This window comes from Paracoccus zhejiangensis (assembly GCF_002847445.1).
Classification (GTDB): Bacteria; Pseudomonadota; Alphaproteobacteria; order Rhodobacterales; family Rhodobacteraceae; genus Paracoccus; species Paracoccus zhejiangensis.
The window spans coordinates 2,109,687-2,136,255 of sequence record NZ_CP025430.1; the positions used below are offsets into that span (position 1 = coordinate 2,109,687).

28 protein-coding genes and 1 tRNA gene are annotated in these 26,569 nt (G+C 66.4%); 8 read left to right on the plus strand and 21 right to left on the minus strand.

The window, feature by feature from the left end; genetic code table 11:
* Positions 1-94: 94 nt before the first annotated feature.
* Positions 95-1,525: a Glu/Leu/Phe/Val family dehydrogenase gene (locus CX676_RS10240; RefSeq protein ID WP_101752527.1), complete on the plus strand. Its 1,431-nt coding sequence runs from the start codon at positions 95-97 to the stop codon at positions 1,523-1,525.
* A 54-nt stretch (positions 1,526-1,579) separates the two neighbouring features.
* Here the strand turns inward: CX676_RS10240 and CX676_RS10245 are convergent, their stop codons facing one another.
* The 13 genes from CX676_RS10245 to CX676_RS10305 all read right to left on the minus strand — a co-directional run bounded on the left by CX676_RS10245 (position 1,580) and on the right by CX676_RS10305 (position 12,680).
* Positions 1,580-2,824: an adenosylmethionine--8-amino-7-oxononanoate transaminase gene (locus tag CX676_RS10245; protein WP_101752528.1), complete on the minus strand. Its 1,245-nt coding sequence runs from the start codon at positions 2,822-2,824 to the stop codon at positions 1,580-1,582.
* Between the two features lie 13 nt (positions 2,825-2,837).
* Entirely contained in the window at positions 2,838-3,527 is a 690-nt protein-coding gene (gene bioD / locus CX676_RS10250; RefSeq protein ID WP_101752529.1) for a dethiobiotin synthase, read from the minus strand.
* Positions 3,512-4,657, minus strand: a complete 1,146-nt coding sequence (locus CX676_RS10255) for an 8-amino-7-oxononanoate synthase (RefSeq protein ID WP_101752530.1) — start codon at positions 4,655-4,657, stop codon at positions 3,512-3,514. Before CX676_RS10255 ends, bioD begins: the two co-directional genes overlap by 16 nt.
* Before the next feature lie 35 nt (positions 4,658-4,692).
* Positions 4,693-5,763 carry a biotin synthase BioB gene (gene bioB, locus CX676_RS10260; RefSeq protein WP_101752531.1) on the minus strand — a complete coding sequence of 357 codons (1,071 nt, stop codon included), beginning with the start codon at positions 5,761-5,763 and terminating at the stop codon, positions 4,693-4,695.
* 77 nt (positions 5,764-5,840) lie between these two features.
* Complete coding sequence (locus CX676_RS10265; RefSeq protein WP_101752532.1) at positions 5,841-6,203, minus strand: hypothetical protein; 363 nt, start codon at positions 6,201-6,203, stop codon at positions 5,841-5,843.
* Complete coding sequence (flhB, locus tag CX676_RS10270; protein WP_101752533.1) at positions 6,197-7,267, minus strand: flagellar type III secretion system protein FlhB; 1,071 nt, start codon at positions 7,265-7,267, stop codon at positions 6,197-6,199. Before flhB ends, CX676_RS10265 begins: the two co-directional genes overlap by 7 nt.
* Entirely contained in the window at positions 7,264-8,049 is a 786-nt protein-coding gene (locus CX676_RS10275) for a flagellar biosynthetic protein FliR (protein ID WP_232816409.1), read from the minus strand. Before CX676_RS10275 ends, flhB begins: the two co-directional genes overlap by 4 nt.
* The gene (locus CX676_RS10280) at positions 8,046-10,145 is read right to left on the minus strand and encodes a flagellar biosynthesis protein FlhA (protein WP_101752534.1); all 2,100 of its coding nucleotides are present in this window, start codon (positions 10,143-10,145) and stop codon (positions 8,046-8,048) included. Before CX676_RS10280 ends, CX676_RS10275 begins: the two co-directional genes overlap by 4 nt.
* The gene (locus CX676_RS10285; protein WP_101752535.1) at positions 10,142-10,417 is read right to left on the minus strand and encodes a hypothetical protein; all 276 of its coding nucleotides are present in this window, start codon (positions 10,415-10,417) and stop codon (positions 10,142-10,144) included. The genes CX676_RS10280 and CX676_RS10285 overlap by 4 nt, the downstream gene beginning before the upstream one ends.
* Positions 10,418-11,284 (minus strand): flagellar motor stator protein MotA, encoded by an 867-nt coding sequence (gene motA / locus CX676_RS10290; protein WP_101752536.1) that lies wholly within the window; start codon positions 11,282-11,284, stop codon positions 10,418-10,420.
* A 10-nt stretch (positions 11,285-11,294) separates the two neighbouring features.
* On the minus strand, positions 11,295-11,840 hold the full coding sequence (locus tag CX676_RS10295) for a MotE family protein (RefSeq protein ID WP_157935894.1): 546 nt from the start codon (positions 11,838-11,840) through the stop codon (positions 11,295-11,297).
* Entirely contained in the window at positions 11,833-12,195 is a 363-nt protein-coding gene (locus tag CX676_RS10300; protein WP_101752538.1) for a hypothetical protein, read from the minus strand. The genes CX676_RS10295 and CX676_RS10300 overlap by 8 nt, the downstream gene beginning before the upstream one ends.
* Complete coding sequence (locus CX676_RS10305; protein WP_101752539.1) at positions 12,192-12,680, minus strand: flagellar basal body-associated FliL family protein; 489 nt, start codon at positions 12,678-12,680, stop codon at positions 12,192-12,194. Before CX676_RS10305 ends, CX676_RS10300 begins: the two co-directional genes overlap by 4 nt.
* Positions 12,681-12,792: 112 nt before the next feature.
* On the opposite strand from CX676_RS10305, the gene fliF reads away from it, so the two are divergent.
* Genes fliF through fliP form a run of 4 tightly spaced genes read left to right on the plus strand, consistent with a single transcriptional unit; the run spans position 12,793 to position 15,930 of the window.
* A complete protein-coding gene (gene fliF / locus CX676_RS10310) occupies positions 12,793-14,391 on the plus strand; it encodes a flagellar basal-body MS-ring/collar protein FliF (protein ID WP_101752540.1) in 1,599 nt (532 codons plus the stop codon).
* Positions 14,388-14,948: a hypothetical protein gene (locus CX676_RS10315; protein ID WP_101752541.1), complete on the plus strand. Its 561-nt coding sequence runs from the start codon at positions 14,388-14,390 to the stop codon at positions 14,946-14,948. The genes fliF and CX676_RS10315 overlap by 4 nt, the downstream gene beginning before the upstream one ends.
* Positions 14,945-15,205: a FliM/FliN family flagellar motor switch protein gene (locus CX676_RS10320; protein ID WP_232816410.1), complete on the plus strand. Its 261-nt coding sequence runs from the start codon at positions 14,945-14,947 to the stop codon at positions 15,203-15,205. Before CX676_RS10315 ends, CX676_RS10320 begins: the two co-directional genes overlap by 4 nt.
* Complete coding sequence (gene fliP / locus CX676_RS10325) at positions 15,205-15,930, plus strand: flagellar type III secretion system pore protein FliP (RefSeq protein ID WP_198590347.1); 726 nt, start codon at positions 15,205-15,207, stop codon at positions 15,928-15,930. The genes CX676_RS10320 and fliP overlap by 1 nt, the downstream gene beginning before the upstream one ends.
* 37 nt (positions 15,931-15,967) lie before the next feature.
* Here fliP and dxs read toward each other — a convergent pair whose 3' ends face one another.
* The 7 genes from dxs to dapF form a co-directional block, all read right to left on the minus strand.
* Positions 15,968-17,899: a 1-deoxy-D-xylulose-5-phosphate synthase gene (dxs, locus tag CX676_RS10330; RefSeq protein ID WP_101752544.1), complete on the minus strand. Its 1,932-nt coding sequence runs from the start codon at positions 17,897-17,899 to the stop codon at positions 15,968-15,970.
* A 51-nt stretch (positions 17,900-17,950) separates the two neighbouring features.
* The gene (locus CX676_RS10335) at positions 17,951-18,814 is read right to left on the minus strand and encodes a polyprenyl synthetase family protein (protein ID WP_101752545.1); all 864 of its coding nucleotides are present in this window, start codon (positions 18,812-18,814) and stop codon (positions 17,951-17,953) included.
* Positions 18,815-19,054, minus strand: coding sequence for an exodeoxyribonuclease VII small subunit (locus CX676_RS10340; protein ID WP_101752546.1), 240 nt, complete (start codon positions 19,052-19,054; stop codon positions 18,815-18,817).
* A complete protein-coding gene (locus tag CX676_RS10345; protein ID WP_101752547.1) occupies positions 19,051-19,971 on the minus strand; it encodes a histone deacetylase family protein in 921 nt (306 codons plus the stop codon). Before CX676_RS10345 ends, CX676_RS10340 begins: the two co-directional genes overlap by 4 nt.
* 63 nt (positions 19,972-20,034) lie before the next feature.
* The gene (gene panB / locus CX676_RS10350; RefSeq protein ID WP_101752548.1) at positions 20,035-20,868 is read right to left on the minus strand and encodes a 3-methyl-2-oxobutanoate hydroxymethyltransferase; all 834 of its coding nucleotides are present in this window, start codon (positions 20,866-20,868) and stop codon (positions 20,035-20,037) included.
* Positions 20,869-20,946: 78 nt separating this feature from the next.
* On the minus strand, positions 20,947-22,209 hold the full coding sequence (gene mtaB, locus CX676_RS10355; RefSeq protein ID WP_101752549.1) for a tRNA (N(6)-L-threonylcarbamoyladenosine(37)-C(2))-methylthiotransferase MtaB: 1,263 nt from the start codon (positions 22,207-22,209) through the stop codon (positions 20,947-20,949).
* Positions 22,206-23,036, minus strand: coding sequence for a diaminopimelate epimerase (gene dapF, locus CX676_RS10360; protein WP_232816411.1), 831 nt, complete (start codon positions 23,034-23,036; stop codon positions 22,206-22,208). The genes mtaB and dapF overlap by 4 nt, the downstream gene beginning before the upstream one ends.
* A gap of 97 nt (positions 23,037-23,133) precedes the next feature.
* On the opposite strand from dapF, the gene CX676_RS10365 reads away from it, so the two are divergent.
* A tRNA-Lys gene (locus CX676_RS10365) sits at positions 23,134-23,209 on the plus strand.
* 275 nt (positions 23,210-23,484) lie between these two features.
* On the opposite strand, the gene CX676_RS22950 is transcribed toward CX676_RS10365, so the two are convergent.
* Entirely contained in the window at positions 23,485-23,784 is a 300-nt protein-coding gene (locus tag CX676_RS22950; protein ID WP_232816412.1) for a hypothetical protein, read from the minus strand.
* 522 nt (positions 23,785-24,306) lie between these two features.
* Here CX676_RS22950 and istA point away from each other — a divergent pair.
* Together istA and istB are read left to right on the plus strand one after the other, a co-directional pair.
* On the plus strand, positions 24,307-25,794 hold the full coding sequence (gene istA / locus CX676_RS10375) for an IS21 family transposase (RefSeq protein WP_157935855.1): 1,488 nt from the start codon (positions 24,307-24,309) through the stop codon (positions 25,792-25,794).
* Positions 25,791-26,555, plus strand: a complete 765-nt coding sequence (istB, locus tag CX676_RS10380) for an IS21-like element helper ATPase IstB (protein ID WP_028095139.1) — start codon at positions 25,791-25,793, stop codon at positions 26,553-26,555. Before istA ends, istB begins: the two co-directional genes overlap by 4 nt.
* Positions 26,556-26,569: the final 14 nt, after the last annotated feature.

A 26,569-nucleotide genomic window follows, 5' to 3' on the forward strand; every position in this document is an offset into this window, starting at 1 on the left:
TTAGGCAGGAACACGAAAAAAACTTGCCTGTTTCTTCGGCAAAGGCCACTCAAGAGGGACAGGGAAATCAAAACATCAGAAGGAGGGATCGATCATGTCACAGCCTCACACGTCGTTCCGCGACTCGGTTGACCGTATGTTTACCCATGCCGCAAGGCTGATGGACCTGCCCCCCGGGCTCGAGGAAAAGATCAGGGTCTGCAACTCGACCTATACCGTGCGCTTCGGCGTGCGGATGCGCGGCGCGATCCATACCTTCGTTGGCTATCGTTCGGTCCATTCCGAACATATGGAACCCGTGAAGGGCGGCATCCGCTATGCCCTGTCGGTCAACCAGGACGAGGTCGAGGCACTGGCCGCGCTGATGACCTACAAATGCGCGCTGGTCGAGGTGCCCTTCGGCGGCTCCAAGGGCGGTCTGGCCATCGATCCCCGCCAATACAGCGAGGACGAGCTGGAGCGGATCACCCGCCGCTTCACCTACGAGCTGTCGCGCCGCAGCCTGATCTCGCCCAGCCAGAACGTCCCTGCCCCCGACATGGGCACCGGCGAGCGCGAGATGGCCTGGATGGCCGATGCCTACAAGCGGCTGCATCCCGACGACATCGACGCCCGCGGCTGTGTCACCGGCAAGCCCCTGTCCTTCGGCGGCATCGCCGGCCGGGTCGAGGCGACCGGGCGCGGCGTGCAATATGCGATCCACGAATTCTTCCGCCATCCCGAGGCGATGAAGGCCGCCGGCCTGACCGGCGGGCTGGACGGCAAGCGGGTCATCGTGCAGGGCCTCGGCAATGTCGGCTTCCATGCCGCGCAGTTCCTGTCGGACAATGACGGCTGCAAGATCATCGCCGTGGCCGAGCGGGACGGCTCGGTGGTGAACGAGGATGGTCTGAACATCGCCGACCTGCAGGCCCATATCCGCGAAACCGGCGGGGTCGCGGGCTTTGCCGGCGCCACCAGCTACAGCCAGAACAGCCTTGGCGCACTGGAACTGGATTGCGACATCCTGATCCCGGCGGCAATCGAGGGCGTGATCAATGCCGAGAATGCCGACCGCATCAGCACCCGCCTGATCGTCGAGGCCGCCAACGGCCCGATCACCGCCGAGGGCGACGCCATCCTGAAGAAGCGCGGCATTGTCATCATCCCCGACATGTATGCCAATGCCGGGGGCGTGACCGTCTCCTATTTCGAATGGGTCAAGAACCTGACCCATATCCGCTTCGGCCGGATGGAGCGGCGCGAGCAGGAGGCCCGCACCAATCTGCTGGTCAACGAACTCGAGCGGCTCTCGGCCGACAAGGGCCTGGGCTGGACGCTGACCAAGGACTTCAAGGACCGCTACCTCAAGGGTGCCAGCGAGATCGAGCTGGTGCGCTCGGGTCTCGACGACACCATGCGCGGCGCGTTCCAGAGCATGGCTGAGATCTGGTACAGCGATGAGAAGGTCGAGGATCTGCGCACCGCAGCCTATGTCGTCTCCATCCGCCGCATCGCCCAGAGCTACCAGGCGATGGGCCTCTGACGGCCAGACGCCGGCATCGTGAAAGCAAGGCGGGGCCACTGCGCCCCGCCTTTTTCATATCCTGCCGTAGCTGTCGATGGCAGCATAGGCCAGGTCCAGATCCTCGCCGGTGACGCAATAGGGCGGCAGCAGGTAGACGGTATTGCCGAGGGGCCGCAGCAGCACGCCCTCGGCCATGAAATGCGCCCGCATCCGCGGCCCGTCCTCGGCGAGATAGCCGCCTTGGCCCACGCGCAGGTCCAGCGCCGTGATGGTGCCGCATTGGCGCAGGTTCTCGAAGCGCGCATCGCCTTCGAACCGTGCCAGCCGCTCGGCTTGCAGCGCCGCCAGCTTGTCCAGCCGCTGCTGCATCGGCTCGGCCTGCCACAGGGCAACATTGGCCAGCGCCGCCGCGCAGGCGATCGGGTTGGCGGTGTAGCTGGACGAATGGAAGAAGGTCCGGGTCCGGTCGGTGGAATAATGCGCCCGGAAAATCCTCTCGCTGGCCAGCGTCGCCGCCAGCGGCACCGCGCCGCCGGTCAGGCCCTTGCTTGTACACAGGATATCCGGCGCGATTCCGGCATGGTCGCAGGCCCAGAGCCGCCCGGTCCGGCCCCATCCGGTCATCACCTCATCGGCGATCAGCAGCACGTCATGGCGGTCGCAGATCTCGCGCAGCCCGCGCAGCACCTCGGGCGCATACATCAGCATCCCCCCAGCCCCCAGCACCAACGGCTCGAGGATCAGCGCCGCCATCTGGCCGCTGCGGGCCAGCGTCTCGAAAGCGTCCAGCGTCGCCTGCCCGTCGCCGGTCGGAAAGGGCAGCTTCTCCACGCCGAACATCAGCGGATCATAGGCGGCGTTGAAGACCCCGCGTTCGCCCACGCTCATCGTGCCGATGGTGTCGCCGTGATAGCTGTGTTCCATCACCGCGATCCGGTGCCGCCCATCGCCCGCGTGGCGCCAATAGCCGAGCGCCATCTTCAGCGCCACCTCGACGGCGGTCGAGCCGCTGTCCGAATAGAAGACATGGGCGAGACCCCCGGGCGCCATTTCGACCAGCGCCTCGGCCAGCTTCTCCGCCGGCTCATGGGTCAGCCCGGCGAAGATCACCTGGTCCAGCACCTCGCTGGCCTCGCGGATCGCCGCCATGATCTGTGGCTGGCGATGACCATGGGTCACGACCCACCAGCTGCTGATCCCGTCCAGAAGCCGCCCCCGGTCGGTCTCGATCCAGGCGCCATCGGTGCGGGTGACCACCGGCGGCGCGGGTTCGGTCGCGTGCTGGGTGAAGGGATGCCAGACGGCGCTGACGCTCATGGCTGTGCCTTTCTCAGAAATCCGCACGGCGGAAGTTTTCCGCCATCGCCGCCGACAGGCTGTCGCGGTCAAGATGCAGCAACATCGGCAACCGCCCCAGCACCTTGACCCCGCCGATCTGCCCGATGGTCGCCATGTTGTCCGCGTTCTCCGGCCCGACGAAGGCCACGCCATGCACCGGCACCATCCGGGTTTGCAGGCTTTCCAGCGCGGTGAGACTGTGGCTGATCGTCCCCAATCCCGTGGTGGCGACGAGAATGACCGGGATCTGCCAGTCCGCGAAGAGATCGGCGAAGAGGACCTGCCGCGTCACCGGCACCAGGACGCCTCCCGCCCCCTCGATCACCAGCGGATCGACCGGCGGCGGGGTCAGGAGAGCGGGATCGATCTCGACCCCGTCCAGTTCGGCGGCGCGATGCGGCGACAGCGGCTGGCCGAGGCGGTAGGCCTCGGGATAGACGCGCGCGCCCGACAGCCGGACGACATCGGCGGCGTCGGTGGCCTGCTGCGCTGCCTGAGTACGGGCGGTGTACGCGCTGTGCACAGGCTGTGCGGGCCCGGTGCAACCCTCGTTCGGCAGGTTCCCGACCAGCCCGGATTGCACCGGCTTCCAGTACTCCGCACCGATCAGCCCGCAAAGCCCGGCCGCGAACACCGTCTTGCCGACATCGGTTCCGGTGCCGGTGATCACATAGCGGGCCATAGCTCCTCCAGCGTCTCGGCCAGCCGCAGCACGTCGTCCTGCGTGGCGTTGAGGGTCAGCGAGACCCGCAGCCGAGAGGTGCCGACCGGCACGGTCGGCGGCCGTATCCCACGGACATCGAAACCCCGGCCTTGGATCTGAGCGGCCAGTTCCATGGTCTCGGCATCGCCGCCGACGATCAGCGGCACGATCTGGCTGCCGCTGGTTTTTACCTCCGGCAGCCGCCGCGCCAGTTCAGCATTGAACAGGTCCACATGCGCTTGCAGCGTCGCCCGCCGTTCGGGTTCGTCGCGCAGGATCGCCAACGCCTCGATCCCCACGGCGGCCATCAGCGGCGAGGGCGCGGTCGCAAAGATGAACGGCCGGCTGCGATTGATCAGGAAGTCGATCAACGGCCTCGCCGCGCAGATCAGCGCCCCCGACCCGCCCAGAGCCTTGCCGAGCGTGTGCAGGGTCACGACATTCTCGCGCCCTTCCAGATGATGCGCCAGCCCGCGACCCTCGGGACCGTAGACCCCGGTCGCATGGGCCTCGTCGACGACCAAAAAGCCCTGCGCATCGGCGAGCTTCGCCAGATCGTCCAGCGGCGCGATGTCACCATCCATGCTGTAAAGGCTTTCGACTGCGATCCAGACCGTGCCGCGATGGCCATCTGCACGCCACGTGCCGATCAGCGCCTCGGCATGGCCCACATCGCCATGGCGAAAGCGCAGCACCTCGGCCCGCCCGGCCCGCGCGCCCTCATTGGCGCTGGCATGGCAGAGCTCGTCCAACAACAGCAGGTCGCCCCGCTGCGGCAGGGTGCTGAGCAGGGCGAAATTCGCCACGTAGCCGCCGCCGAAGCCCAGCACCGCCTCGGCACCAAAGAACCGCGCCGCCTCGGCCTCGAAGGCCTCCTGCAGATCGACATTGCCGCGCAGCAGACGCGATCCGGCCGCCCCGACCGGAACCTCGGCCTCCAGCGCCCGCCGCGCCGCATCGGCCAGACGGGGCGAGCCTGCCAGTCCCAGATAGTCATTCGAGGAGAAATCGACGCCGGCGCGCGGGTTCAGCCGGCGCAGCCGCGCCTGCCCCGCCAGATCGGCAAGCTGGTCCCGAAACACGGCCAGACGGTCCGCAGGTTCTGCCATCTCATTCCTGTCCGGTTGGCGGGGCGCTGCGCCCCTCAGCGCAGGACCGGGATCGCCGGATCGGCGCGCCGAAGGGCCTCGCGCTGCGCCTCGCCCGGCGCCGCAGGGCGATCCTCGGGGTGATGCTCGTGCGCGGCCATCGGCTTGAGACCCAGGCGCGCGAACAGCCGCATGTCCAGGTCCTCGCCGGGATTGTCCTTGGTCAAGAGCGTGTCGCCGACGAAGATCGAGTTCGCCCCGGCAAAGAAGCACATCGCCTGCATCTCGTCGCTCATCCCGGTGCGGCCAGCGGACAGGCGGACATGGCTTTCGGGCATCATGATCCGCGCCGTGGCGATGGTGCGGACGAAATCGATCGGATCGACCGGCGCGGCATCCGCAAGCGGCGTGCCCTCGACCGGGATCAGCATGTTGATCGGCACGCTTTCGGGCGGCTCGGGCAGGTTCGCCAGCGTCACCAGCATCTCGACCCGGTCCTGGTTGCCCTCGCCCAGACCCAGGATCCCGCCCGAACAGACCTTGATGCCGCTGTCGCGCACGTTCTGCAGCGTCTCCAGCCGGTCGGCGAAGGTCCGGGTGGTGATCACGCTGGCATAATGCGCTTCCGACGTGTCGATATTGTGGTTGTAATAGTCCAGCCCCGCGCGCTTCAGCCGCTGCGCCTGGTCGCCATCCAGCATCCCCAGCGTCATGCAGGTTTCCATCCCCAGAGCCTTCACCCCCTCGACCATGGCGATGACCTGCGCCATGTCGCGTTCCTTGGGGCTGCGCCAGGCCGCGCCCATGCAATAGCGCGTGGCCCCGGCATCCCGCGCCCGGCGCGCCTCGGCGATCACCCGCTCGACCTCGATCAGCTTCGAGGCCGAGAGCCCCGAGTCATAGCGCGAGGACTGGCTGCAATAGCTGCAATCCTCGGGGCAGCCGCCGGTCTTGATCGACAGAAGCCGGCTCATCTGCACCCGGTTCGGATCGAAGGTCCGGCGATGCACGGTCTGGGCCTGGAACAGCAAGTCCATGAACGGCTGATCGAAGAGCGCGCGCGCCTCGTCGGCGGTCCAGAGCTTGCGGCTTCCTGCGACTTCAGCGGTCAGATCGGATTGCAGCATGGTCCCCCCGGGCAGAATGATCTGGGCTTGCCTTAGCAAGTCGCCGCGTCGCTGTCCAATGCTGCAGAGCCGCAAGGTTAGTCCCTGCCGGCCTTTTCGGCCAATCCGCGCAGCGCCGCAGCGCGGCCGAACTCGCGCAGGGCGCGCTGGCGGGCCTGTTCGAAGCGCGGCATCATCTGCGCCAGATCGCTGCGCGCCGCCTCGGCCTGCCGTGCCGCCGCCCCGGCCTCGGCGCTGGCCACCCGCGCCTCGGCCAGCGACAGCGGCGCGGCGGCGGCATAGCAACCTGCCACGACTGCCTCGGCTGTCACGATTCGCTGGCGGGCGGCCGCGACATTCCGGTTCAGGGCCGCAAGACGCTTCAATTCCATCTCGGATTTCAACTCGGCCAGCCGCGCCAGTTGGGCCAGTTGCGCCGGCCTACCCCCCGGTTTCACCATCCTGCCCGCGCCCGTTCGCGCATCTTCTCGGCAAAACGGATGGCGGCGGCGACCGGCGCGAATTGATCCCGCCGGATCTCCTCGCCCAGCTGTACCGTCGCGTGCAGCGCCCGTGCGCAGGGCGGGTCGGACCAGACCGGCACCCGGTGCGCCCCGGCCCTTTCGCGGATACGGGCCGCGATCTCGTCCACGCCCTTGGCCACGCAGACCGGTGCCCGACCGCTGCCGCGATGCCATTTCAGCGCCACGGCGTAATGCGTCGGGTTCACGATCACCACATCGGCCGTCTCGACATCCGCGAGCATCTTGGACATGGCGATATCGACCGCCTTCTGCCGCCGCGCGGCCTTCAGATGCGGATCACCCTCGGATTCCTTGTGTTCATCCTGCATCTCCTGCCGGGTCATGCGATTCTTGCGCCGATGCTCGAGATGCTTCCACAGAAGATCGACCACGGCGAATCCGGCGGAAACGACAAGTGCCAGCAGGAAGGCGCGTTGCAGGATCGCACCCAGCCCCAGCACCCAGGCCGTGCCGCCGCCAAGCCCGGCATTCTCGAGCATCACGAACAGCGAACGGAACAGGTAGACGCCACCCGCGCAGACCAGCACCGATTTCCCCAGCGAAATGGCAAAGCTGACCCATCCCGATGCGCCGAATTTCTGCGCCGCGTTCTTCACCGGGTCGATGCGGCGGAAGTCGATGGCCAGCTTCCCGACAGAGAAGACCAGCCCGCGCTGCGCGATCAGGGCAAGCAAGATGAAAACCATCGGGATCGCCGCCAGCAGCGTGACGGCAAGCGCGGCGAACTGCCCCAGCGCCGCGCCAAGGGCAAAGACCGGGCCGATGGGCCAGCCATCCGAACCCATGATCCGCGTCGCCATGCCGAGCCAGGACTTCACCGCGAAGACCGCCGCAATCCCAAAGGCCAGCCAGGCCCCGGCATACATGGCCGCCGCGTTCAGTTCGGTCGAGCGCGGCACATCGCCCTGTTCACGCGCCCGGCGCAGCCGCTGTTCGCTCGGCTCGAACTGCTTGGAGTCCTTGTCCACCTCGCCGCTCATCGCACCTCCGGCAATTGCAGGGACAGGACGGCATCCGCCCAGCCAGACAGGATAGGCGGGGTCAGAACCACCAGGGCCGCCAGCGCCAGCAGGGTCGCCGCGGGCGCGGCGATGAACATCACCGGCAGGCCCGGCATCACCCGGCTGACAATGCCGGACAGCGCCTGGAACAGGAAGCCGCCCAGAACGAAGGGGGCCGAGAGCATCATCGCCAGCTGGAAGCTGGCGGCGGTGACGGTGACCATGCCGGCCAGCAGCCCGTCGACCGGGGGTAGCTTTCCCGCCGGCCAGAGCATCAGGCTGTCGGCGAGCAGCCGGACCAGCATCACCGGCAGGCCAAGCGCCATCAGCAGGGAGATGCCGCCAAGATGGAAGAGGTTACCGATCGGATGCGGCGAGGCCTCGCTCGGCGCGCCGATGATCTGCGACAGCGAGGCGGTCGCGGCAATGGCCGTGGCGGCGATATTGATGGCAAAGGCCATCAGCCGCACCAAAATCCCGGCGGCAAGACCGATGGCCAGCTCGGCCAGTGCGACAGTGATCATCAGGAACGGCGTATCCGGCGGCACGGACCGCGCGGCCGTGGATCTCGCCACCTCGGCCAGGATCGGTGTCAGCGCCATGGCGACGGCGATCTTGACCCGGCCCGGCAGGACCGTCTCGCCAAAGCCCGGCATGGCCAAGATGCAGGCCTGCACGCGGAGATAACAGAGAACAAGCGGCCAGTTCGACCGCAGCAGCACCTCGAGGTCCATTCCATGCAGCGGATCGCCGGTCATCATGGCAGCTCGATCGTGCCCAGGAGCCGCAAATTGGCGGCGGGATCGATCTCGTCGAGACTGAGGACCGGCACCGTCAGGCCATGGGCGCCGAGCATGGCGCGCACCGCGCGGCGGCGATGATCCGGCGCGGCAATCACGGCCTCGGCGCGCGGATCGACGGCGGCAACGGTTCGCCGCACGGCCAAGGCCAGCTTCTGCGACAGCGCCGGGCCAAGAGCGCCAGTGCCGCCGCGCCCCGGCTCGATCTCGATCTGGACGAACTCGCTTTCCCAGGCCGGATGCAACTGGATGATCGACAGCTGCCCGCTGGTCGCGGCCAGTTGCTGGGTGATCTGGTCGCGCAGCCGCTTGCGCACCATTTCGTAGATCGCCTCGGGGCTGTCGAGGCCCCGGTATTCGCACAGCGCATCCACGATCAGTGGCAGATTGCGGATCGAAACGCCCTCGGCCAGAAGCGCCCGCAGCACCGTGAGCAGCAGTTCGGGCGCCACCTTCTCGGGGATCATGCTGTCGAAATAGCGGCGGTGACGCTCGGACCGGGCGGTATCGCTGAGCGATTTCAGCTCGTCGATCTGGCGCTGCATCGCCGCCATGGTCATCAGCGCCGCGAGATGCGACCTCACCCCCTCCATCAGATGGGTCGAGATCACCTCCATCGGGCTGACCACGGTCGCCCCGCGCACAGCGGCGTTTTCCTGGTCGTCGCGTGACAGCCAGCGTGCAGCGCGGCCATAGACCGGTTCGACCACCGAGACCCCGGCCAGCCCTGCCAGAACGTCGTCAGGGCCAAGGGCCAGGACCTCGCCCGGGCGCAGGCTGCCGCGGCCACGGATGACGCCCTGGATGCGGATCTGGTAATCGCCGCCCGGCAGCGACGGATCGTCGGTGATGCGGACATCCGGCAGGATCAGACCATAGCTCCGGGCGATGTGGACGCGCAGGTTGGCGATGCGGGCGCCAAGCCCGCGCGCCGGGTCCAGCGCGGTCAGGACCAGTGCCGTGCCGATCTCGACGCTGATCTCGTCGGTATCCAAGAGATCGCCGATCCGTGCCGGCAAGAGTTCAGGGCTGTCGGCCTCGGCCTCACGGACCGGGGCTGCCGCCTGCGGCTTCCTCCGCGCGATCTGCAGCGCCAAGGCCGCCAGCGCCGCAGCAACGCCCAGGAACAGCAGGCGCGGCATGCCCGGCACGAAGGACATCAGGGCCATGGCGCCCGCCACCACCGCCGGGCCATGCCAGCGCATCAGGAACTCGCGCGAGACAAGCTGCGCCGTAGTTTCGGTGGCCCCGCCCCGCGACAGCAGCAGGGCTGCCGCCATCGAGGTGATCAGCGCCGGCACCTGGCTGACCAGCCCGTCGCCGATGGTCAGGTGCGAATAGGTCGCCAGCGCGTCGCCGATCGGCATGTGATGGACGATCACGCCGACACAGAGCCCGACGATCAGGTTGATCAGGGTGATCACGATCCCGGCGATGGCGTCGCCCTTGACGAATTTCGACGCACCGTCCAGCGAGCCGAAGAAACTGATCTCGCGCTGCTCGGCGATGCGGCGGCGCTTGGCCTCCTCGTGATCGATGGCGCCGGAACTGAGATCGCCATCGATGGCCAGTTGCTTGCCCGGCAACGAATCCAGCGCGAAGCGCGCCGAGACCTCGGCCATCCGGCCCGAACCCTTGGTGATGACCATGAAGTTCACCACCGAAATGACGGCAAAGACCGTCATGCCTACCAGCAGCGATCCGCCGGCGACGAATTCCGCGAAACCGTTGATCACCTGCCCCGCCGCCTCGGTGCCGTTATGGCCCTCCGACAGGATCAGCCGGGTCGAGGAGACGTTGAGCGACAGGCGGATTACCAGCGAAACCAGCAGAAGCAGCGGGAAGGCCTGGAAATCGGTCGGACGCTCGACCAGCGAGGCCATGACCAGCACCAGGACCGCCGTGGCGATGGAAAGCGCGATACCGAAATCCAGCAGGCCGGGCGGCAGCGGCACCACCAGCGAGATAACGATCAGCACCAGCACGCCGGTGACGATCAGCGGAGTCCCGGCGTGCTCGGCGCCGGGGCGGCGCGCGATGGCCGCGATCCCGGTCATTCCGTGGCCTCCGGGATCGCTGTCGTCCCCGACGGTGGTGCCAGCAGATCGCCGATGGTCCAGGGCCTGCCGGTCATCAGGCCGGCGCGGCGCAGGAAGATGATCGCCTCGATCCGGTCGGCAGGGGACATGTCGCGCAATTCGCCGCGGTAATCCGGCGGCAGCGTTCCGCCGTCGAGGAGCAGCGTCTCGGCCCGCTCGCGGTACCCCTGCAGGTCAGGCGTGACCGCCTGCTGCATCGGCCAGACCAGAAGCAGGGCCGGGACCAGCATTCAGGCGGCCTTTCTCAGATCGCGCAGCTTGGCCTCGAGCGTGTCGTAATCGGGCCGCACATGTTCGGGTACGGTCTGTCGGCCGACCTCGACGCAGAGATTGGTGGCGTGCTGGTGCAGGCCCGCGATCAGCACCGACTTGATCACGTCATAGAAGGCCAGGTCCTTGCGGATCACCCCGGCCAGCCGGTGCGACAGCGGCGCGACAAGACAATAGGCGAGAAACACCCCCAGGAAGGTGCCGACCAGCGCGCTGCCGATCATCTTGCCCAGCACGGCGGGCGGCTGGTCGATCGAGCCCATGGTCTTGATGATGCCCAGAACCGCGGCGACGATGCCCAGTGCCGGCAGCGCGTCGGCCATGGATTGCAGGGCATGGGGGACCTCCAGCGCCTCTTCACGGATCGCGGCGATGCGGCGGGACAGCATGTCCTCGACCTGGTAGGGATCGTCATAATTGAGACTGGCCGAGCGCAGGGTATCGGCGATCAGCGAGACGATATTCTCGTCCGACAGCAGGCGCGGATAGGCCGAGAAGATCGTCGATTGATGCGGGTTCTCGATATGTTCGCCCAACACTACCGGGTTTTCCCGGGCGATGCGCAGCAGTTGATAAAGCAGGCACAGCACATCCTGATGATCGCTGACGCTGAGGCGCGGCCCCTTGAACGAGCGGATCAGCCCGCCAAGCGTCGCCTTGAGCACGTGGCTGTCATTCGACAGCAGGTAGGAACCCGCCGCGGCGCCGCCGATCATCATGAATTCATGCGGCAGCGAGTGCAGGATGACCTCGAGATGGCCACCCGCCAGCAGGAAGCCACCGAACACCATCCCCATGGTCACGATGATGCCAACCAGACCGAACATGCAGGCTCTCCTATCTCTCGCGCACGCTGCGGGCGCCCATATGCGTTGTCAGGATGGCCGCCTGGTTGGGATCGACCGCAGCCATGATGCGGGCGCCGGTTTCCGGCTGGACCCGCATCACGATCTCGGCGGCGAAATCGGCCGGAAGATTGGTCAGCACCGCCGCGGCTTCGGCAGGCTTCATCTTGTCGAAGACCGCCACCAGCCGGTCGACATCGCTTTGCACCTGGGTGCTGTGATCGGTCTGCCGAAGCTGGACACTGGCCTTCATCGCCTTCAGCTCGACCAGCCGCGATCGCAGGCTGGCCTCGGCCGCCGCCAGCTCCTGCTTGCGGCTGTCGATGGCCTCCAGGTAGCGCTCGATCCGCAGTCCACGGTCGCGCAGCTCCTCGGCCAGGGCAACGGCCTCCGGCACATCGCCACAGCCCTCCAGCAATTCGGGCGGGGGCGAGGCGAAGGCCAGCATGCTCGCGGCTTGGCCCGAACCCTGCACCAGCGCGACGCCAAGCGGCAGAGCGAAGACCAGCCCCAGCAAGGGCAGCAGCGCCCTAGGCATCGAGCGGCACCCGCCGCCGGCGCAACCGAGTGACCGCGCCGCTCGGGGCGTCGGGTGCTGGACCGGCAGCGAGGGCATCGCGCATCCGCAGATGCAGATCCCAGCGCGCCCGTTCGGACTGCGCCTTCTGCACCTCGGCGGCGAGGACCTCGCCCGCGCTCATCGCCTCTTGCCGCGCCAGCCTGATCGATTGCTCCAGCCGGTCGATCTCGGCGGCCATGACGGCGATGGCGCCGCCGAGTCCCTGCTCCAGATCGTTGAGGCGCCGCAGGCGGCGCGCGAGGATGGTGCAGAACACCATCAGGAGGGCCGAACCGGCGATGATGCCGCATTCCATGGCCGTATCGAGCGTCATTTCAGTCTGAACTCCGTGATCAGCAGATCGGTGACGGGCAGATCGGGCAGCGCCTCGCGGGCGCGGGCGGTCAACTCGTACTTGATGATGTCCAACACCCCACGCTTGTCGAAGGCCAGCGGATCGACCCCCGACAGAAAGCCGTTGAAGCCGTCCAGCACGCGGGGCAGCAGCGCGGTGATGGCCTCGACCGCGCCCGCCTCGGTCTCGATCACCGTTGCAAGGCCAAGCACGCTATGGCTGCCCCCGGCCAGCGTCAGCTCGATGGGGGGCACCGCGACGAAGGCGACGGCGCGATCGGCAGGCTCCTCCTCCTTCTTCGCCGCCGCCTCCGGCCCCGGTGCGATCAGGGCAAGCGGCGACCAGAAGTCCATGAAGGTCGAACCGAAACCGGCCCCGGCCAGAACGACCGTCGCGATCAGGGGCAGCAGCAGGCGCTTGCGGCCTTTTGCGGGTTCGACAGCCTGTGCTGCTTCGGCCTGCATGGCGATTCTCCTTCCGACGGGAAATTGAATAACACCATGGCACTAACCGAATATTAACGCGCGTCATGGCATCAGGAGGCAAGACGAAAGCGGTGATTCGAAAGGATCGGTTTTGCAAAAACTGCAGGACTATTGGAGCGAGCGAAGCCCCCGGCAGCGGACGATCCTCGTCGGCGCGTTCCTCGCCGCCTTCCTGGCCGTGTCGGCCTTCTCCTGGCTCGTCAACCGTCCGAACATGGCGCTGCTTTATGCCGGGCTCGATCCGACAGTCGCCGGACAGGTGATCGCCGGGATCGAACGCGCCGGCGTTCCCTACCTGGTGCGCGGCGATTCCATCTATGTCGATGCAGTACAGCGCGACCGGCTGCGCATGGACCTGGCTGCCGAAGGGCTACCGGCCAGCGGCACCGCCGGTTACGAACTGCTGGACGGGATGTCGGGCTTTGGTACCACCTCACAGATGTTCGACGCCGCCTATTGGCGGGCGAAAGAGGGCGAACTGGCCCGAACGATCCTGGCGCTGCCCAATGTGAAATCGGCCCGCGTGCACCTGGCGGTGACGCAGGGCAGGGGCTACCGGCGCGACGACAGCGCCAGCGCCTCGGTGACGCTGACCACCGCAACCGGGCCGATCAGCCAGGCGCAGGCAAGGTCGCTGAAATACCTGATCTCCTCGGGGGTGCCGGGATTGCTGCCCGAAGCGGTCACCGTCATCGACAGCGAGCGCGGCGTGGTCGCGGACGGCCAGGATGGCACCGGCACCGAGCGCGCCGACGCGATGAAGCACAATGTCGAACGCATCCTCGAGCCGCATGTGGGGTTGGGCAATGCCATCGTCGAGCTGAACCTGGACCTGGTGACGGAGTCCGAAGTGGTGACGGAACAGCGCTTCAATCCGCAGGAAACGGCGAAGATATCGGAACTGGTCGAGGAGACCTCGGATCAGAGCAGCAGCGGCGGGTCGCCGGCCGTGACCGCAGCCTCGAACCTGCCCGATGGCAGTGCCGCGGGCGGCGATCCCAGCAAATCCTCGCGCTCGGAGAATCGCCAACAGTCGAATTACGAGGTCAGCAAATCGGTGCGCGAGGTGTCGCGCCAGCCCGGTTCGGTCAAGCGCCTGTCCGTGGCGGTGCTGGTCAATGGCATCGTCCAGACCGCCGCCGATGGCAGTACGTCCATGGTGCCGCGCCCGGATGCCGAGATCGAGACCCTGCGCGAGCTCGTGGCCTCTGCCGTCGGCTTCGATCCGGCGCGCGGCGACCAGATCACCGTCAAGTCCCTGCCCTTCGCCGAATTGGGCACCGAGGGCACGCTGGCCACGCAGGGGGGCTGGCTGGACCGGCTGGAGCTGAACGCGCTGCTGAAACTGATGCTGATCGGCTTCTTCGCCGTGGCCGTCGCCGCGCTGATCCTGCGCCCGATCCTGCGCGGGCGTCAGGCCGGCCAGACGGGAAATCGCTTGCTGGATGACAGCGGAGCCGGCCCCATGGGCCTGACCGCCCTGACGTCCGACGCTGCGGTGATCGAGCCGCCCTTCTCGCAGGCGGGGCTTGACGCGACGCTGATCGGCTCGGACCTGCCGGGCAAGGCGCCGCTGTCGCTGCCTCCCGCCGACCCTGTCGCGCGGCTGCGCGGCATGATGAAGGACCGGCAGGAGGAAAGCCTGAAGATCCTCTCGGGGTGGATCGACGAGAAGGAGAAGGCGCATTGAGCGAAGCGGTCTTCAGGCTTGAATCCTTCTCCACGGACCCTGCGCCAGCCCGCGAGCTGACTCGCCGGGATGAACTGGCCATCGCCTATCGCGACGGCCAGGCCGAAGGCCGCGCCATGGGTTTCTCGGACGAACTGCGCGCACTGACCGAGGCCATCGGTGCGCTCGGGCTGGTGGTGACTGACGCCAAGGCGCTCTGGGCCGAGGCCGAGCGGGAGACCGTGGCGGGGCTCATGCCGGTGCTGAGCGAGATCGTGGGCGCATTGGCCGCCCGGGCCGACTCCGCCGGTATCGAGGCCGCGCTTCGGGAGGAACTCCTGTGGCTGGCCGGCCAGGCGACGCCGCCCGGCTGGCACATCCTCTGTCCACCGGAGATGGAGGCGATGATCCGCCGCTGCGCAGCGGCGGCCGGAATCGGGGAAGCCGATATCCGGATCGGCCCCGAAGGCGAGGAGGCCTCGATCATCTTCGACCAGGGCCGCAGCGCCTTTTCGAAACAGCAGGTCGCCCAGCATTTCCGCGACCTGATCGCCGAATTGCTGGAGGATGAAGGATGATGGATGATCCATCGCAACTGATCGACACCGATGACATCGAGGTCGAGGTGACCATCCGCATCGGTCGCACGCGACTGACCGTGGCCGAGCTCTCGGCCCTGCGCCGGAACGAAGTGCTGACGCTGGACCAGTCGATCAGCGACGGGGTCGAGATCTGCGTCGGCGAGAAGGTCATCGCCCGGGGCGAACTGACCGGCGATGGCGCGCCCGAGAACCGTCTGTGCATCCGCATCATCGGCGCGGCTGAAACCCCGTGATCCGCGCGCTGCCGCTGCTGTTTCTGGCCCTGGCCCTGTCGGTGCTGCCGGCCGGGGCGCAGGGGTTGGAGGGGCTCGCACCCTTGCAGCAGCAGGGTGCAGCGGGCCTCGGGCAGAACGCGGTGCTGATCGTGCTGGGGCTTACGGCGATCTCGCTGGCACCCGGCATCGCCATCATGGTCACCTGCTTTCCCTTCATCGTCACCGTGCTGTCGATCCTGCGGCAGTCGATCGGCCTGCCGCAATCACCGCCGAACATGTTGATCGTCAGCCTCGCCATCTTCCTGACCTGGTTCATCATTGACCCGGTGCTGCGCGAGGCCTGGGAGGTGGCCGGCCTGCCCTTGAGCGAGGGCCGCATCAGCCTGACCGAGGCCCTTAGCCTCGGGATCGAGCCGTTCCGCGGCTTCATGATCGCGCGCACCGATCCCGACACGCTGTTGGCGCTGGCCGAGGTGGCGCCGGCGGGCATCGGGCCGCCCGAGCGGCTGTCAGTTCTGGTGCCCGCCTTCATGCTGTCCGAGATCACCCGCGCCTTCGAGATCGGTTTCCTGATCTCTCTGCCCTTCCTGATCATCGATCTGGTGGTCTCGGCGGTGCTGATGTCGATGGGCATGATGATGGTGCCGCCGGTGATGGTGGCCCTGCCCTTCAAGCTGGCCTTCTTCGTCGTCGTCGATGGCTGGACGCTGATCGCCGGCGCGCTGGTGCGCAGCTATCAATAGGCCGCGCCAGCGATAAATCGGCGCGACAGGCGCGTGATCAGGCCTGCTTGCCCTTGAACTCGGAAATGCCCAGAACCTCCAGCACCTTGGCGACGATATGCGGGGCGTTCAGCGCCGAGGTGTCATACATCGCCATGGGCGCGTCCTGATCGACGAATTCGTCGGGCAGCACCATTGAGCGGAATTTCAGCCCGCGATCAAAGACGCCCTCATCGGCCAGAAGCTGGGCGACATGGCTGCCGAAGCCGCCGACCGCCCCCTCTTCGATGGTGATCAGCGCCTCGTGATCGGCGGCCAGTTTCAGGATCAGGTCGCGGTCCAGCGGCTTGGCGAAGCGGGCATCGGCGACGGTGGGGGTGATGCCCCGCGCCGCCAGTGCCTCGCGCGCCTCGAGCACGGCCGAGAGGCGGGTGCCGAAGGACAGGATGGCGACGCCGCGCCCCGGTGCGACGATGCGGCCCTTGCCGATCTCCAGCACGCGGCCATGCTCGGGCAGCTCCACCCCCACGCCCTCGCCACGCGGGAAGCGGAAGGCAATCGGGCCGCTGTCATGGGCGGCGGCGGTGGCGAGCATGTCGACCAGCTCGGCCTCGTCGGCGGCGGCCATGACCACGAAACCCGGCAGGTTCGCGAGGAAAGCGATGTCATAGGCCCCGGCATGGGTCGGGCCGTCCTGGCCGACCAGACCGGCGCGGTCGATGGCAAAGCGCACGGGCAGGTTCTGCACCGCAACGTCATGGACGATCTGGTCGTAGCCGCGCTGCAGGAAGGTCGAATAGAGCGTGCAGAAGGGCTTCATACCGCCCGCCGCCAGCCCGGCGGCGAAGGTGACGGCATGCTGTTCGGCGATGCCCACGTCAAAGCAGCGGCGCGGGAAGGTCTGGGCGAATTTCTTCAGCCCGGTGCCATCGGGCATGGCGGCGGTGATCGCCACGATCCTGTCGTCGCGACTGGCCTGATCGACCAGCGCATCGGCAAAGACGGCGGTATAGCTGGGCGCGTTCGACTTGGCCTTGGCCTGCACCCCGGTCAGCACGTCGAACTTGCCGGTGGCATGGCCCTTGTCGGCGGCGCTTTCGGCCGGGCCATAGCCCTTGCCCTTCTTGGTCACCGCATGGATCAGCACCGGTCCCTTGGCCCGGGTCTTCAGCGTCCGCAGCAGCGGCAGAAGCTGGTCAAGGTCGTGGCCATCGACCGGCCCGATATAGGAAAAGCCCAGGTTCTCGAACAGCGTCCCGCCGACGGTCATGCCCTTCAGCATTTCCTTGGCCCGGCGCGCGCCCTCCTGGAAGGGTGGCGGCAGGAAGCCGACGGCGCCCTTGGCCACGGCCTTCAGCTCGTGGAACGGGCCCTCGGAATAGAGCCTGGTCAGATAGGAGGACATGGCGCCCACCGGGGGCGCGATCGACATCTCGTTGTCGTTCAGGATGACGAACAGCCGCTTGCCCAGATCACCGGCATTGTTGAGCGCCTCATAGGCCATGCCGGCGCTCATCGCGCCGTCGCCGATCACGGCGATGGCGTCGCCCGGATCGCCGCCCAGCTCGCGCGCCATGGCAAAGCCGAGAGCCGCCGAGATCGAGGTCGAGCTGTGGCCGGCGCCGAAGGGGTCATAGGGGCTTTCGGCGCGCTTGGTGAAACCCGACAGCCCACCGCCCATGCGCAGGCTGCGGATGCGGTCGCGCCGGCCGGTCAAGATCTTGTGAGGATAGCACTGATGGCCGACATCCCAGATGATCTTGTCGCGCGGCGTGTCGAAAACGGCGTGCAGCGCCACGGTCAGTTCCACCACGCCCAGCCCCGCACCCAGATGCCCACCGGTCACGGACACCGCGCTGATCGTCTCGGCCCGCAACTCGTCGGCCAGTTGCCGCAACTCGGCATCGCTCAACGATTTCAGGTCGGAGGGCAGGGTGACGCGGTCCAGAACGGGCGTCGCGGGCCGGTCGTTTCCGTGGGTCGGGGTCATGGCTGTCCCCTCCTCGGGGCAATCAGGCTGGGCAATCGGGCTTGGCGTCGGTCAGGTGTCGCGTTCGATAACGAAACGCGCAAGCTCGCGCAAGTTTCCGGCCGCCTCGCCATAGGGCTCCAGTGCGGCTTCGGCCCGGTGGACCAGCTTGCCTGCCTTGGTCTGCGCGCCCTCGAGGCCCAGAAGCGAGACGAAGGTGGCCTTGCCGGCCTCCTCATCCTTGCCGACGCGCTTGCCGGTCGCGGCCTCGTCGCCGGTCACGTCAAGGATGTCGTCGGCGATCTGGAAGGCCAGACCCAGATTGCGGGCATAGTCGCGCAGCGGCTCGGGATCGGCACCGGCGATGATCGCGCCCGCGACCGCCGAGAATTCGATTAGCGCGCCGGTCTTGGCTTCCTGAATACGGGTCACCTGCTTCACGTCGGGCTCTTCAACGGCGGTTTCGGCGGCGATGTCCAGCGCCTGACCCCAGACCATGCCCTGCGCGCCGACCGCGCGGGCGAATTCGGCGATCAGCGCCACCCGCGCCTCGGGTGAACCGATGACCTCGTTGGTCAACAGCTGGAAGGCCAATGTCTGCAGGGCGTCACCCGCAAGGATCGCGGTGGCCTCGGACCATTGGATATGCACCGTGGGCATCCCCCGGCGCAGGTCGTCATCATCCATCGCCGGCAGGTCGTCATGGACGAGGCTATAGGCGTGCAGCGCCTCGACGGCAGCGGCAACCGGCAGGGCGGCCTCGTCGCTGACGCCGTTCAGCCGCGCCGATTCCATCACCAGAAAGGCCCGGACCCGCTTGCCGCCAAGCGTGGCATAGCGCATCGCATCGGCCAGTTCGCCGCGCGGCAGGCGGGCGATGGCCTCGTCCAGCGCCGCAGCGACCATGGTCTTCACGGCCTCGAGCCGTTCCTGCATTTACAGGCCCTCGGCGGGCGTGGTGCCGGCGGGCGTGCCATCGGCGGCCAGGGTGATCTTCTCGACCCGCTCCTCCGCCTCGCGCAGCCGCGCCTCGCAATGCGCGCGCAGCTTCGCCCCGCGCTCGTAGAGGCTGATCGATTCGTCCAGCGTGGCGTCGCCGGTTTCCAGCTTCGAGACCGTTGCTTCCAGTTCCTTCATCGCCTGTTCGAAACTCAGGCTGCTGACATCATCGCTCATCCGGCGGTCTCCATTAGTTCGATCACATGGGCGCGCGCGCTGCGGCCCAGAGCGGCGAGATCATAACCACCTTCGAGGCTGCTGACCACCGGGGCGCCCGAGACCGCCGCCGCGTCGCAGATGGCGCGGGTGATGGCGGTGAAATCCTGATCCTGCCAGTCAAGCTGCGCCAGGGGATCATCGGCATGGGCATCGAAGCCGGCGGAAATCAGCACCAGCTGCGGCTTCCAGCCGATCATCCGGTCGAGAATGCGCCCCCAGGCCGCGCGCGCCACCGCCCCGTCGCTACCCGGACGCAGCGGCACGTTCATGATCTGGCCGAATTCACCCGTCTCGTCAGCCGCGCCCGTGCCGGGATAAAGCGGCATCTGGTGGCTCGAGGCAAAGAAGGCGCGCTTCTCGGACCAGAGCAGGTCCTGCGTGCCATTGCCGTGATGAACGTCGAAATCCAGCACTGCCACGCGGTCCAGCCGGTGATGGTCCAGCGCCCGTTTCGCGGCGATCGCGACGGTACCGAAAAAGCAAAAGCCCATCGCCGTCTCGCGCTCGGCATGGTGGCCGGGCGGGCGCATGGCGACAAAGGCGCTGTGCGCCTTACCGGTCAGCACCGCATCGACGGCATCCGTGGCCCCGCCCACCGCCCTGAGCGCCGCATCCCAGCTGCCCGGCGCGGCATGGGTGTCGCCGTCCAGCATCTGCCAGCCTTCGGTCGGGATCGAACCCCGGATACGGTCGACATAGGATTGCGGATGGCAGCGCAGCAATTCGGCCTGATCGGCCAGGGGCGCATCGTGCCAGTCGAGCGGCAGGTCCGCCAGCGCGTCCAGCACCGAGCGCCGCCGGGGAACCTGCTCGGGATGGCCGGGCGGGGTGACATGTCGGTCGGCATCGGGATGGGTATAAACGCGCGTGGTCATGGTCGGCAGGCTAGGCCGGCTGCCGGGTCAGGGCAATGTGAAACAAGGCCGCGTGGCATGGGCCTAGCCCTTGGGCTTCGGTGCCTCGTCGGCGAACAGATGTTCCGGCCCCGGAAAGCGACGGGCGCGCACATCGCCGGCATAGTCGGCAATCGCCTGATCCGCCGCCTGCCCCAGTTCGGCATAGCGGCGCACGAACTTCGGGCGGAAATCCGAGAAGAGGCCCAGCATGTCGTCGATCACCAATATCTGCCCGTCGCAACCGGCCGAGGCACCGATGCCGATGGTCGGAATATCGATTTCGGCTGTGACCCGGTCCGAGAGGCTGGCCGGCAGCTTTTCCAGCACCACGGCAAAGGCCCCGGCATCGGCAACCGCCTTGGCATCATCGAGCACCTTCTGCGCCGCCGCGCCGCGCCCCTGGACCGAATAGCCGCCAAAGGCGTTCACCGCCTGCGGCGTCAACCCGACATGGGCCATGACCGGAATGCCGCGCTGGGTCAGGAATTGGATGGTCGGCGCCATGCTGACCCCGCCCTCCAGCTTCACCGCCCCTGCCCCGGTCTCGGCCAAAATACGGGCCGCGCTGGCAAAGGCTTTGTCCGGCCCGGCCTCGTAGCTGCCAAAGGGCATGTCGACCACGACCAGCGCATGCTGGCTGCCGCGCATGACCGCACGGCCGTGATCGATCATCATCTGCAGGGTCACCGGCAGGGTCGAGTCAAAGCCATAGACCACCATGCCAAGCGAATCGCCCACCAGCAGCACATCGCAATGCGGATCGGCCAGCTTGGCGATGGGTTTGGTATAGGCGGTCAGGCTGACGATGGGATCGCCGCCCTTGCGGGCGCGGATATCAACTGCGGTCAATCGCTTGATCGTGCCGGTCACACTCATCCCTGATCCCCCATGCGCTCGCGGTGGTTCTAGCCGCTCACCGCCCCGCGATCAACGCATCCGGTCCAGAGCGCGAGCCTATGGCCGCGCGGCAACCAGCCGCGTGCCGTCATGTCCCACGATCTGCAGAGTCATCAGCGAACCTTCGGGCAGGCCCTCGGGCAGCGTCACCTCGGTGAACTGCTCGGTCCGGCCAAGCGCCGCACCTTCGGTCAAGACCAGATGCTGCCGCCCGACCTGCGCCTCGAGATGGCGGTGCAGCGCGGCATCCCCTGCCGCGCGCAGCCGGGCTGCGCGGTCGCGGATCACCGGCCCCTTGACCGCCGGCATCCGCGCGGCGGGCGTGCCCTTGCGGGCGGAATAGGGAAAGACATGCAGGAAGGTCAGGCCGCAATCCTCGACCAGCTTCAGGCTGTTCTCGAACATCGCATCGGTTTCGGTCGGGAACCCGGCGATGATGTCGGCGCCAAAAACCATGTCGGGGCGCAGCCGGCGCGCCTCGTCGCAGAAGCGGATGGCATCGTCGCGCAGGTGACGCCGCTTCATCCGCTTCAGGATCATATCATCGCCGGCCTGCAGCGACAGGTGCAGATGCGGCATTAGGCGCTTCTCGCTGGCGATGGCCAGCATCAGGTTCTCGTCCGCCTCGATCGAATCGATCGAGCTGATCCGCAGCCGCGGCAGGTCGGGCACCAGCCGCAGGATGCGCATGACCAGATCGCCCAGACGCGGCTGGCCCGGCAGATCGGCACCCCAGCTGGTCAGGTCAACGCCGGTCAGCACCACCTCGTTGAAGCCGCGATCGCGCAGCCGCTGGATCTGCTCGACCACCACGCCCGCCGGAACGCTGCGGGAATTTCCCCGGCCATAGGGGATGATGCAGAAGGTGCAGCGGTGATCGCAGCCGTTCTGCACCTGCACATAGGCGCGATGCCGGCCGAAGCCGTCGATCAGGTGGCCAGCGGTTTCCTTGACCGACATGATGTCATCGACGCGGATCTTTTCGGTCTCGCCGATCCAGTTCGGTGCGCGCAGCCCGTTCCAGGTCTCAGGCTGCATCTTCTCGTGATTGCCGATGACGCGCGTGACCTCGGGCATGGCGGCAAAGGTTTCGGGCTCGGTCTGCGCCGCGCAGCCGGTGACGATGACCGGCGCACCCGGATTCTCGCGCGCCAGCCGGCGGATCTCCTGCCGGGCCTTGCGCACGGCCTCGGCGGTCACCGCGCAGGTATTCACGACGACCGCGCCCGACAGCCCTGCCGCCTCGGCCATCTCGCGCATGGCCTCGGTCTCATAGGCATTCAGCCGGCAGCCGAGCGTGGAGAAGACCGGCGCGCTCATCCGGCCAGCCATTCGGGGGTGAAGACGCCGGAAAAGACATGCGCCGTCGGCGCCTCCATCCAGACGCCATCCTCGCGCCAGTCGATCATCAGCACGCCGCCGGGAACATTCACCTTGACCCGCCGCCCGGTCAGTCCGCGCCGCGCCGCAGCCACCGCCGCCGCGCAGGAGCAGGAGCCCGAGGCCAGCGTCGGCCCGGTGCCACGCTCCCAGATCCGCAACAGGATCTCGTCGGGCGACAGCACCTGAACGACCTCGACATTTGTGCGCTCGGGATAAAGCGGGTGATGTTCGTATTCCGCCCCGAATCGCGGCAGGTCGATGGCGGCGGCATCGGGGACGAAGAAGGTAATATGCGGGTTGCCCATGCCGGTGGCGACCGGATCGCCCGCAATCGGGAGATGGTCGATATCGACGTCTTCCGCCAAGGGAATCGCCCGCCAGTCCAAGACCGGCTGGCCCATGTTCACCCGGGTCAGCCCGTTCCCGGCATCCTCGGCCAAAAGGACGGCGTGATCCGTGCGCAGCGACAGCCGGTCCCGGTCGGTCTCATCCATCACGTGGCGGGCAATGCATCGCGTCGCATTGCCGCAAGCCGCGCTGACCGAGCCATCCGCATTCCAGAAGCGCAGCCGGACATCGGCCTGATCGTCCATCTGGATGGTCGCAAGCTGGTCGAATCCTACGCCGCGATTGCGGTCCGCGATGCGCGCGATCACCTCTGCCGCCGGGGCTTCGCCGCCCCCGCGCAGATCGATCACCACGAAATCATTGCCCAGCCCGTGCATCTTCATGAAAGGCAGGGCATCGCCGGAATATGTGTTCATGACCGGGCATATAGGCCCCCGATGAAGATTCCGCCAGAGATGATGATTTTTCCGCTTGACGCTGCCCGACGCCCCTCCTAGTTAGGCTCCCTGTTGTGGGCCCATAGCTCAGTTGGTAGAGCAACTGACTTTTAATCAGTGGGTCACAGGTTCGAATCCTGTTGGGCTCACCACTGAACTTCCTCTTTGACAGGTGACACCTAAGTTGGCCATTTGGGACAGCTTTCTGTCCATTTGCGACAGAAGTTCTGCCCATTGGCGCTCCTGATGCTTGGATCAGCGGGGGCGACCCGCCCGAAGATCCCGGTTTCTGGCATCTCAGGATCAAGATGCGCTGTTGCATACGCGCGAGCCAATGATTGGCCGAATGGGCTATCCACGGTCAGGAGAATAATCGCCCCCAGCGACGGGCATTGAGCAGCTGCGGTTATTGAGATTGATCAGTTGCTTAATTTTTTTTGCGATTTTCACTGAGGGTAGCGAAGGCGGGAAGCGCGGAGACCTCAAATATCGCAGCGGTTCCCGCCTTCGTGGGAGCGATATCCGGCAATGTGGGCGGAAAGTGTGAGTTCGCCGCACCTGCGAGCTGGTCGGTCAGGTTTAACACAAGCAGACCTTCAGCCGTCGTTTGCTCACCGACAACATCAAATTTCTTCTGTACGTATGAACCAGCAGACAAAACTTCAGGAAAGCAGGACATGCGGCAGCGCGGCATACCAGTCGCGGCACGTCTGGGTAGACCGGTCATTCATGCGAGGCGCAGCGCCCCCGTATCCAATGCATCGTAATTGAGTGTCGGCCGACGCTGAGTCGGGTCGGACCTCAGGCGGTGTAATCCTCGGATGCGGCTAGAAGCGGCCCTATAAGATCCAAATTCCTCGTTCTAGTGACCTTTACGGCAAACCCAATCAGTAGTCACAACCAGAGAAAAGAGCGCAGCCAAGCACAACATATGGTGCCAGAAATTGCGCCGACCCTTGATTTTTGATGCGCTGCGACAGATATTGAACATAATGAGAACAGTGGGATAGATCATGCCGGTTCCGCAAACGCGATTCACTGAGCTGCTCGAAGATATCGAGCCCAGCAAAACGACGAAGACCAATGCTTCTGGTGGTCACAATGGCATCCGCGAACACCTGCGGACCCAGCTGAGAACGGCGGTGAGAAAGTCGACCACGGTAGCGGCGGGATGAGCCCGCTGCGGGCGGCGTAAAAGTCGTCCACCTTTACCCTTTCTGGCGACAGGGAGGGCGGGAGGATTTTCACCGTGGATTTGTATCGGAAGGTTCGCCTGGCTTGTTCAGAAGGCATGAGCCAGCGCGAGGCTGCGCGTCAGTTTGGGGTTTCCCGCGACAGCGTTCGGAAGATGTTGGCGTTCTCGGTTCCGCCTGGATACCGGCGGACGGCGCCGGTGAAGCGGCCGAAGCTGGATGGGTTCACCGAGATCATCGATGGCTGGCTGGAGGGGGATCGCGAGGTCCATCGAAAGCAACGGCACACGGCGAAGCGGGTATTCGAGCGGCTTCGCGATGAGCATGGCTTCACCGGCGGCTATACGATCATCAAGGACTATATGCGGGAGCGCGAGCGGCGCGGCCGAGAGATTTTCGTGCCGCTAGCCCATCCGCCAGGACATGCCCAGGCCGACTTCGGCGAGGCTGTGGTCGTCATCGGCGGCGTCGAGCAGAAGGCGCACTTCTTCGTTATGGACTTGCCGCACAGTGATGCCTGCTTCGTGCGCGCCTATCCCGCGGCGACAGCGGAAGCCTGGGTAGACGGCCACGTCCACGCCTTCGCCTTCTTCGGCAGGGTGCCGGTATCGGTCCTCTACGACAACGATCGCTGTCTTGTTGCGAAGATCCTGGCGGACGGCACACGTCAGCGGGCCACGCTCTTCAGCGGGTTCCTGTCCCACTACCTGTTCCGAGACCGCTATGGCCGCCCCGGCAAGGGGAACGACAAGGGCAACGCGGAAGGATTGGTCGGCTATTCCCGCCGCAACTTCATGGTCCCGGTCCCGCGGTTTGTGAGTTGGGCTTCGTTCAACGCCTATCTGGAGGAGCAGTGTCGCAAACGTCAGGCGGATGTTCTGCGCGGCCAGTCCGAGACCATCGGGGAACGCCTCGTGCGAGATCTGGTCGTGATGTCTGATCTGCCACCCGCGCCGTTCGATGCCTGCGACCAAGCCACCGGGCGAGTCAGTTCCCAAGCGCTGGTGCGCTACAAGACCAACGATTACTCGGTGCCGGTCGCCTACGGCCACCGCGATGTCTGGATCAGGGGCTATGTCGACGAGGTTGTGATCGGCTGCGGTGGCGAGCTCATCGCACGCCACCCCCGCTGCTATGACCGCGAGGACATGGTGTTCGATCCGGTGCATTACCTCCCGCTCATCGAGAGGAAGATCAATGCTTTGGATCAGGCCGCGCCTCTTGCCGAATGGAACCTGCCGCCGGAGTTCGCAACCCTGCGCCGCCTGATGGAGGCGCGGATGATCAAGGCGGGACGCCGGGAATATGTGCAGGTTTTGCGCCTGCTGGAAACCTTCGACATCGATGATCTCCACGCGGCCGTGAAGAAGGCCCTGCAATTGGGCGCTGTCGGCTTCGATGCCGTGAAGCACCTCGCTCTCTGCCATGTTGAGAAACGGCCGCCGAAGCTGGACCTCGATGTCTATCCCTACCTGCCGCGGGCCAACGTGGGGACCACCTCGGCGGCAAGCTACATGTCTCTGCTGTCGGGAGACGCGGCATGACCGGTGCGCCGCAGATCCTGCTTGCTCATCACCTGAAGACGCTGAAGCTCCCGACCTTCTTGCGGGAGCACGAGAAGCTGGCGCGCCAATGTGCAGCCGAGGGCCTGGACCACGTCCAGTTCCTCGCCCGACTGGTCGAACTGGAACTGATCGACCGCGAGGGACGGATGATCGAACGCCGGATCAAGGTTGCAAAGTTCCCCGCCAAGAAGAGCCTGGACAGCTTCGACTTCAAGGCGATCCCGAAGCTCAACAAGATGCAGGTGCTGGACCTTGCCCGTTGCGAATGGATCGAGCGGCGCGAAAACGTCATTGCGCTCGGACCGAGTGGCACGGGCAAGACGCATGTTGCTCTGGGGCTGGGACTGGCCGCTTGTCAGAAAGGAATGTCGGTCAGCTTCACTACGGCCGCGGCACTGGTCAACGAGTTGATGGAAGCCCGCGACGAGCGCCGCCTCCTGCGGCTCCAGAAGCAGCTGGCTTCGGTCAAACTGCTCATCATCGATGAACTGGGCTTCGTGCCTCTGTCAAAGACCGGCGCCGAGCTACTCTTCGAGATGATCTCGCAACGCTACGAGCGCGGCGCCACGCTCATCACCAGCAACCTGCCGTTCGACGAATGGACCGAGACCTTCGGAACAGAGCGGCTGACCGGCGCTCTGCTCGACCGCCTGACCCACCACGTCAACATCCTCGAGATGAATGGCGAGAGCTACAGGCTCGCGCAAAGTCGGGCCCGAAACGCCGGCCAGACCCCATAGAAAACCGCAACGCG

What these genes read in the sequence shown, in the direction of transcription:
- CX676_RS10240 (WP_101752527.1), top strand. Translation starts at nt 95, where the DNA reads ATGTCACAGCCTCACACGTCGTTCCGCGACTCGGTTGACCGTATGTTT.
- CX676_RS10245 (WP_101752528.1), bottom strand. Translation starts at nt 2,824, where the DNA reads ATGAGCGTCAGCGCCGTCTGGCATCCCTTCACCCAGCACGCGACCGAA.
- bioD (WP_101752529.1), bottom strand. Translation starts at nt 3,527, where the DNA reads ATGGCCCGCTATGTGATCACCGGCACCGGAACCGATGTCGGCAAGACG.
- CX676_RS10255 (WP_101752530.1), bottom strand. Translation starts at nt 4,657, where the DNA reads ATGGCAGAACCTGCGGACCGTCTGGCCGTGTTTCGGGACCAGCTTGCC.
- bioB (WP_101752531.1), bottom strand. Translation starts at nt 5,763, where the DNA reads ATGCTGCAATCCGATCTGACCGCTGAAGTCGCAGGAAGCCGCAAGCTC.
- CX676_RS10265 (WP_101752532.1), bottom strand. Translation starts at nt 6,203, where the DNA reads ATGGTGAAACCGGGGGGTAGGCCGGCGCAACTGGCCCAACTGGCGCGG.
- flhB (WP_101752533.1), bottom strand. Translation starts at nt 7,267, where the DNA reads ATGAGCGGCGAGGTGGACAAGGACTCCAAGCAGTTCGAGCCGAGCGAA.
- CX676_RS10275 (WP_232816409.1), bottom strand. Translation starts at nt 8,049, where the DNA reads ATGATGACCGGCGATCCGCTGCATGGAATGGACCTCGAGGTGCTGCTG.
- CX676_RS10280 (WP_101752534.1), bottom strand. Translation starts at nt 10,145, where the DNA reads ATGACCGGGATCGCGGCCATCGCGCGCCGCCCCGGCGCCGAGCACGCC.
- CX676_RS10285 (WP_101752535.1), bottom strand. Translation starts at nt 10,417, where the DNA reads ATGCTGGTCCCGGCCCTGCTTCTGGTCTGGCCGATGCAGCAGGCGGTC.
- motA (WP_101752536.1), bottom strand. Translation starts at nt 11,284, where the DNA reads ATGTTCGGTCTGGTTGGCATCATCGTGACCATGGGGATGGTGTTCGGT.
- CX676_RS10295 (WP_157935894.1), bottom strand. Translation starts at nt 11,840, where the DNA reads ATGCCTAGGGCGCTGCTGCCCTTGCTGGGGCTGGTCTTCGCTCTGCCG.
- CX676_RS10300 (WP_101752538.1), bottom strand. Translation starts at nt 12,195, where the DNA reads ATGACGCTCGATACGGCCATGGAATGCGGCATCATCGCCGGTTCGGCC.
- CX676_RS10305 (WP_101752539.1), bottom strand. Translation starts at nt 12,680, where the DNA reads ATGCAGGCCGAAGCAGCACAGGCTGTCGAACCCGCAAAAGGCCGCAAG.
- CX676_RS10320 (WP_232816410.1), top strand. Translation starts at nt 14,945, where the DNA reads ATGATGGATGATCCATCGCAACTGATCGACACCGATGACATCGAGGTC.
- dxs (WP_101752544.1), bottom strand. Translation starts at nt 17,899, where the DNA reads ATGACCCCGACCCACGGAAACGACCGGCCCGCGACGCCCGTTCTGGAC.
- CX676_RS10335 (WP_101752545.1), bottom strand. Translation starts at nt 18,814, where the DNA reads ATGCAGGAACGGCTCGAGGCCGTGAAGACCATGGTCGCTGCGGCGCTG.
- CX676_RS10340 (WP_101752546.1), bottom strand. Translation starts at nt 19,054, where the DNA reads ATGAGCGATGATGTCAGCAGCCTGAGTTTCGAACAGGCGATGAAGGAA.
- CX676_RS10345 (WP_101752547.1), bottom strand. Translation starts at nt 19,971, where the DNA reads ATGACCACGCGCGTTTATACCCATCCCGATGCCGACCGACATGTCACC.
- panB (WP_101752548.1), bottom strand. Translation starts at nt 20,868, where the DNA reads ATGAGTGTGACCGGCACGATCAAGCGATTGACCGCAGTTGATATCCGC.
- mtaB (WP_101752549.1), bottom strand. Translation starts at nt 22,209, where the DNA reads ATGAGCGCGCCGGTCTTCTCCACGCTCGGCTGCCGGCTGAATGCCTAT.
- dapF (WP_232816411.1), bottom strand. Translation starts at nt 23,036, where the DNA reads ATGAACACATATTCCGGCGATGCCCTGCCTTTCATGAAGATGCACGGG.
- CX676_RS22950 (WP_232816412.1), bottom strand. Translation starts at nt 23,784, where the DNA reads ATGACCGGTCTACCCAGACGTGCCGCGACTGGTATGCCGCGCTGCCGC.
- istB (WP_028095139.1), top strand. Translation starts at nt 25,791, where the DNA reads ATGACCGGTGCGCCGCAGATCCTGCTTGCTCATCACCTGAAGACGCTG.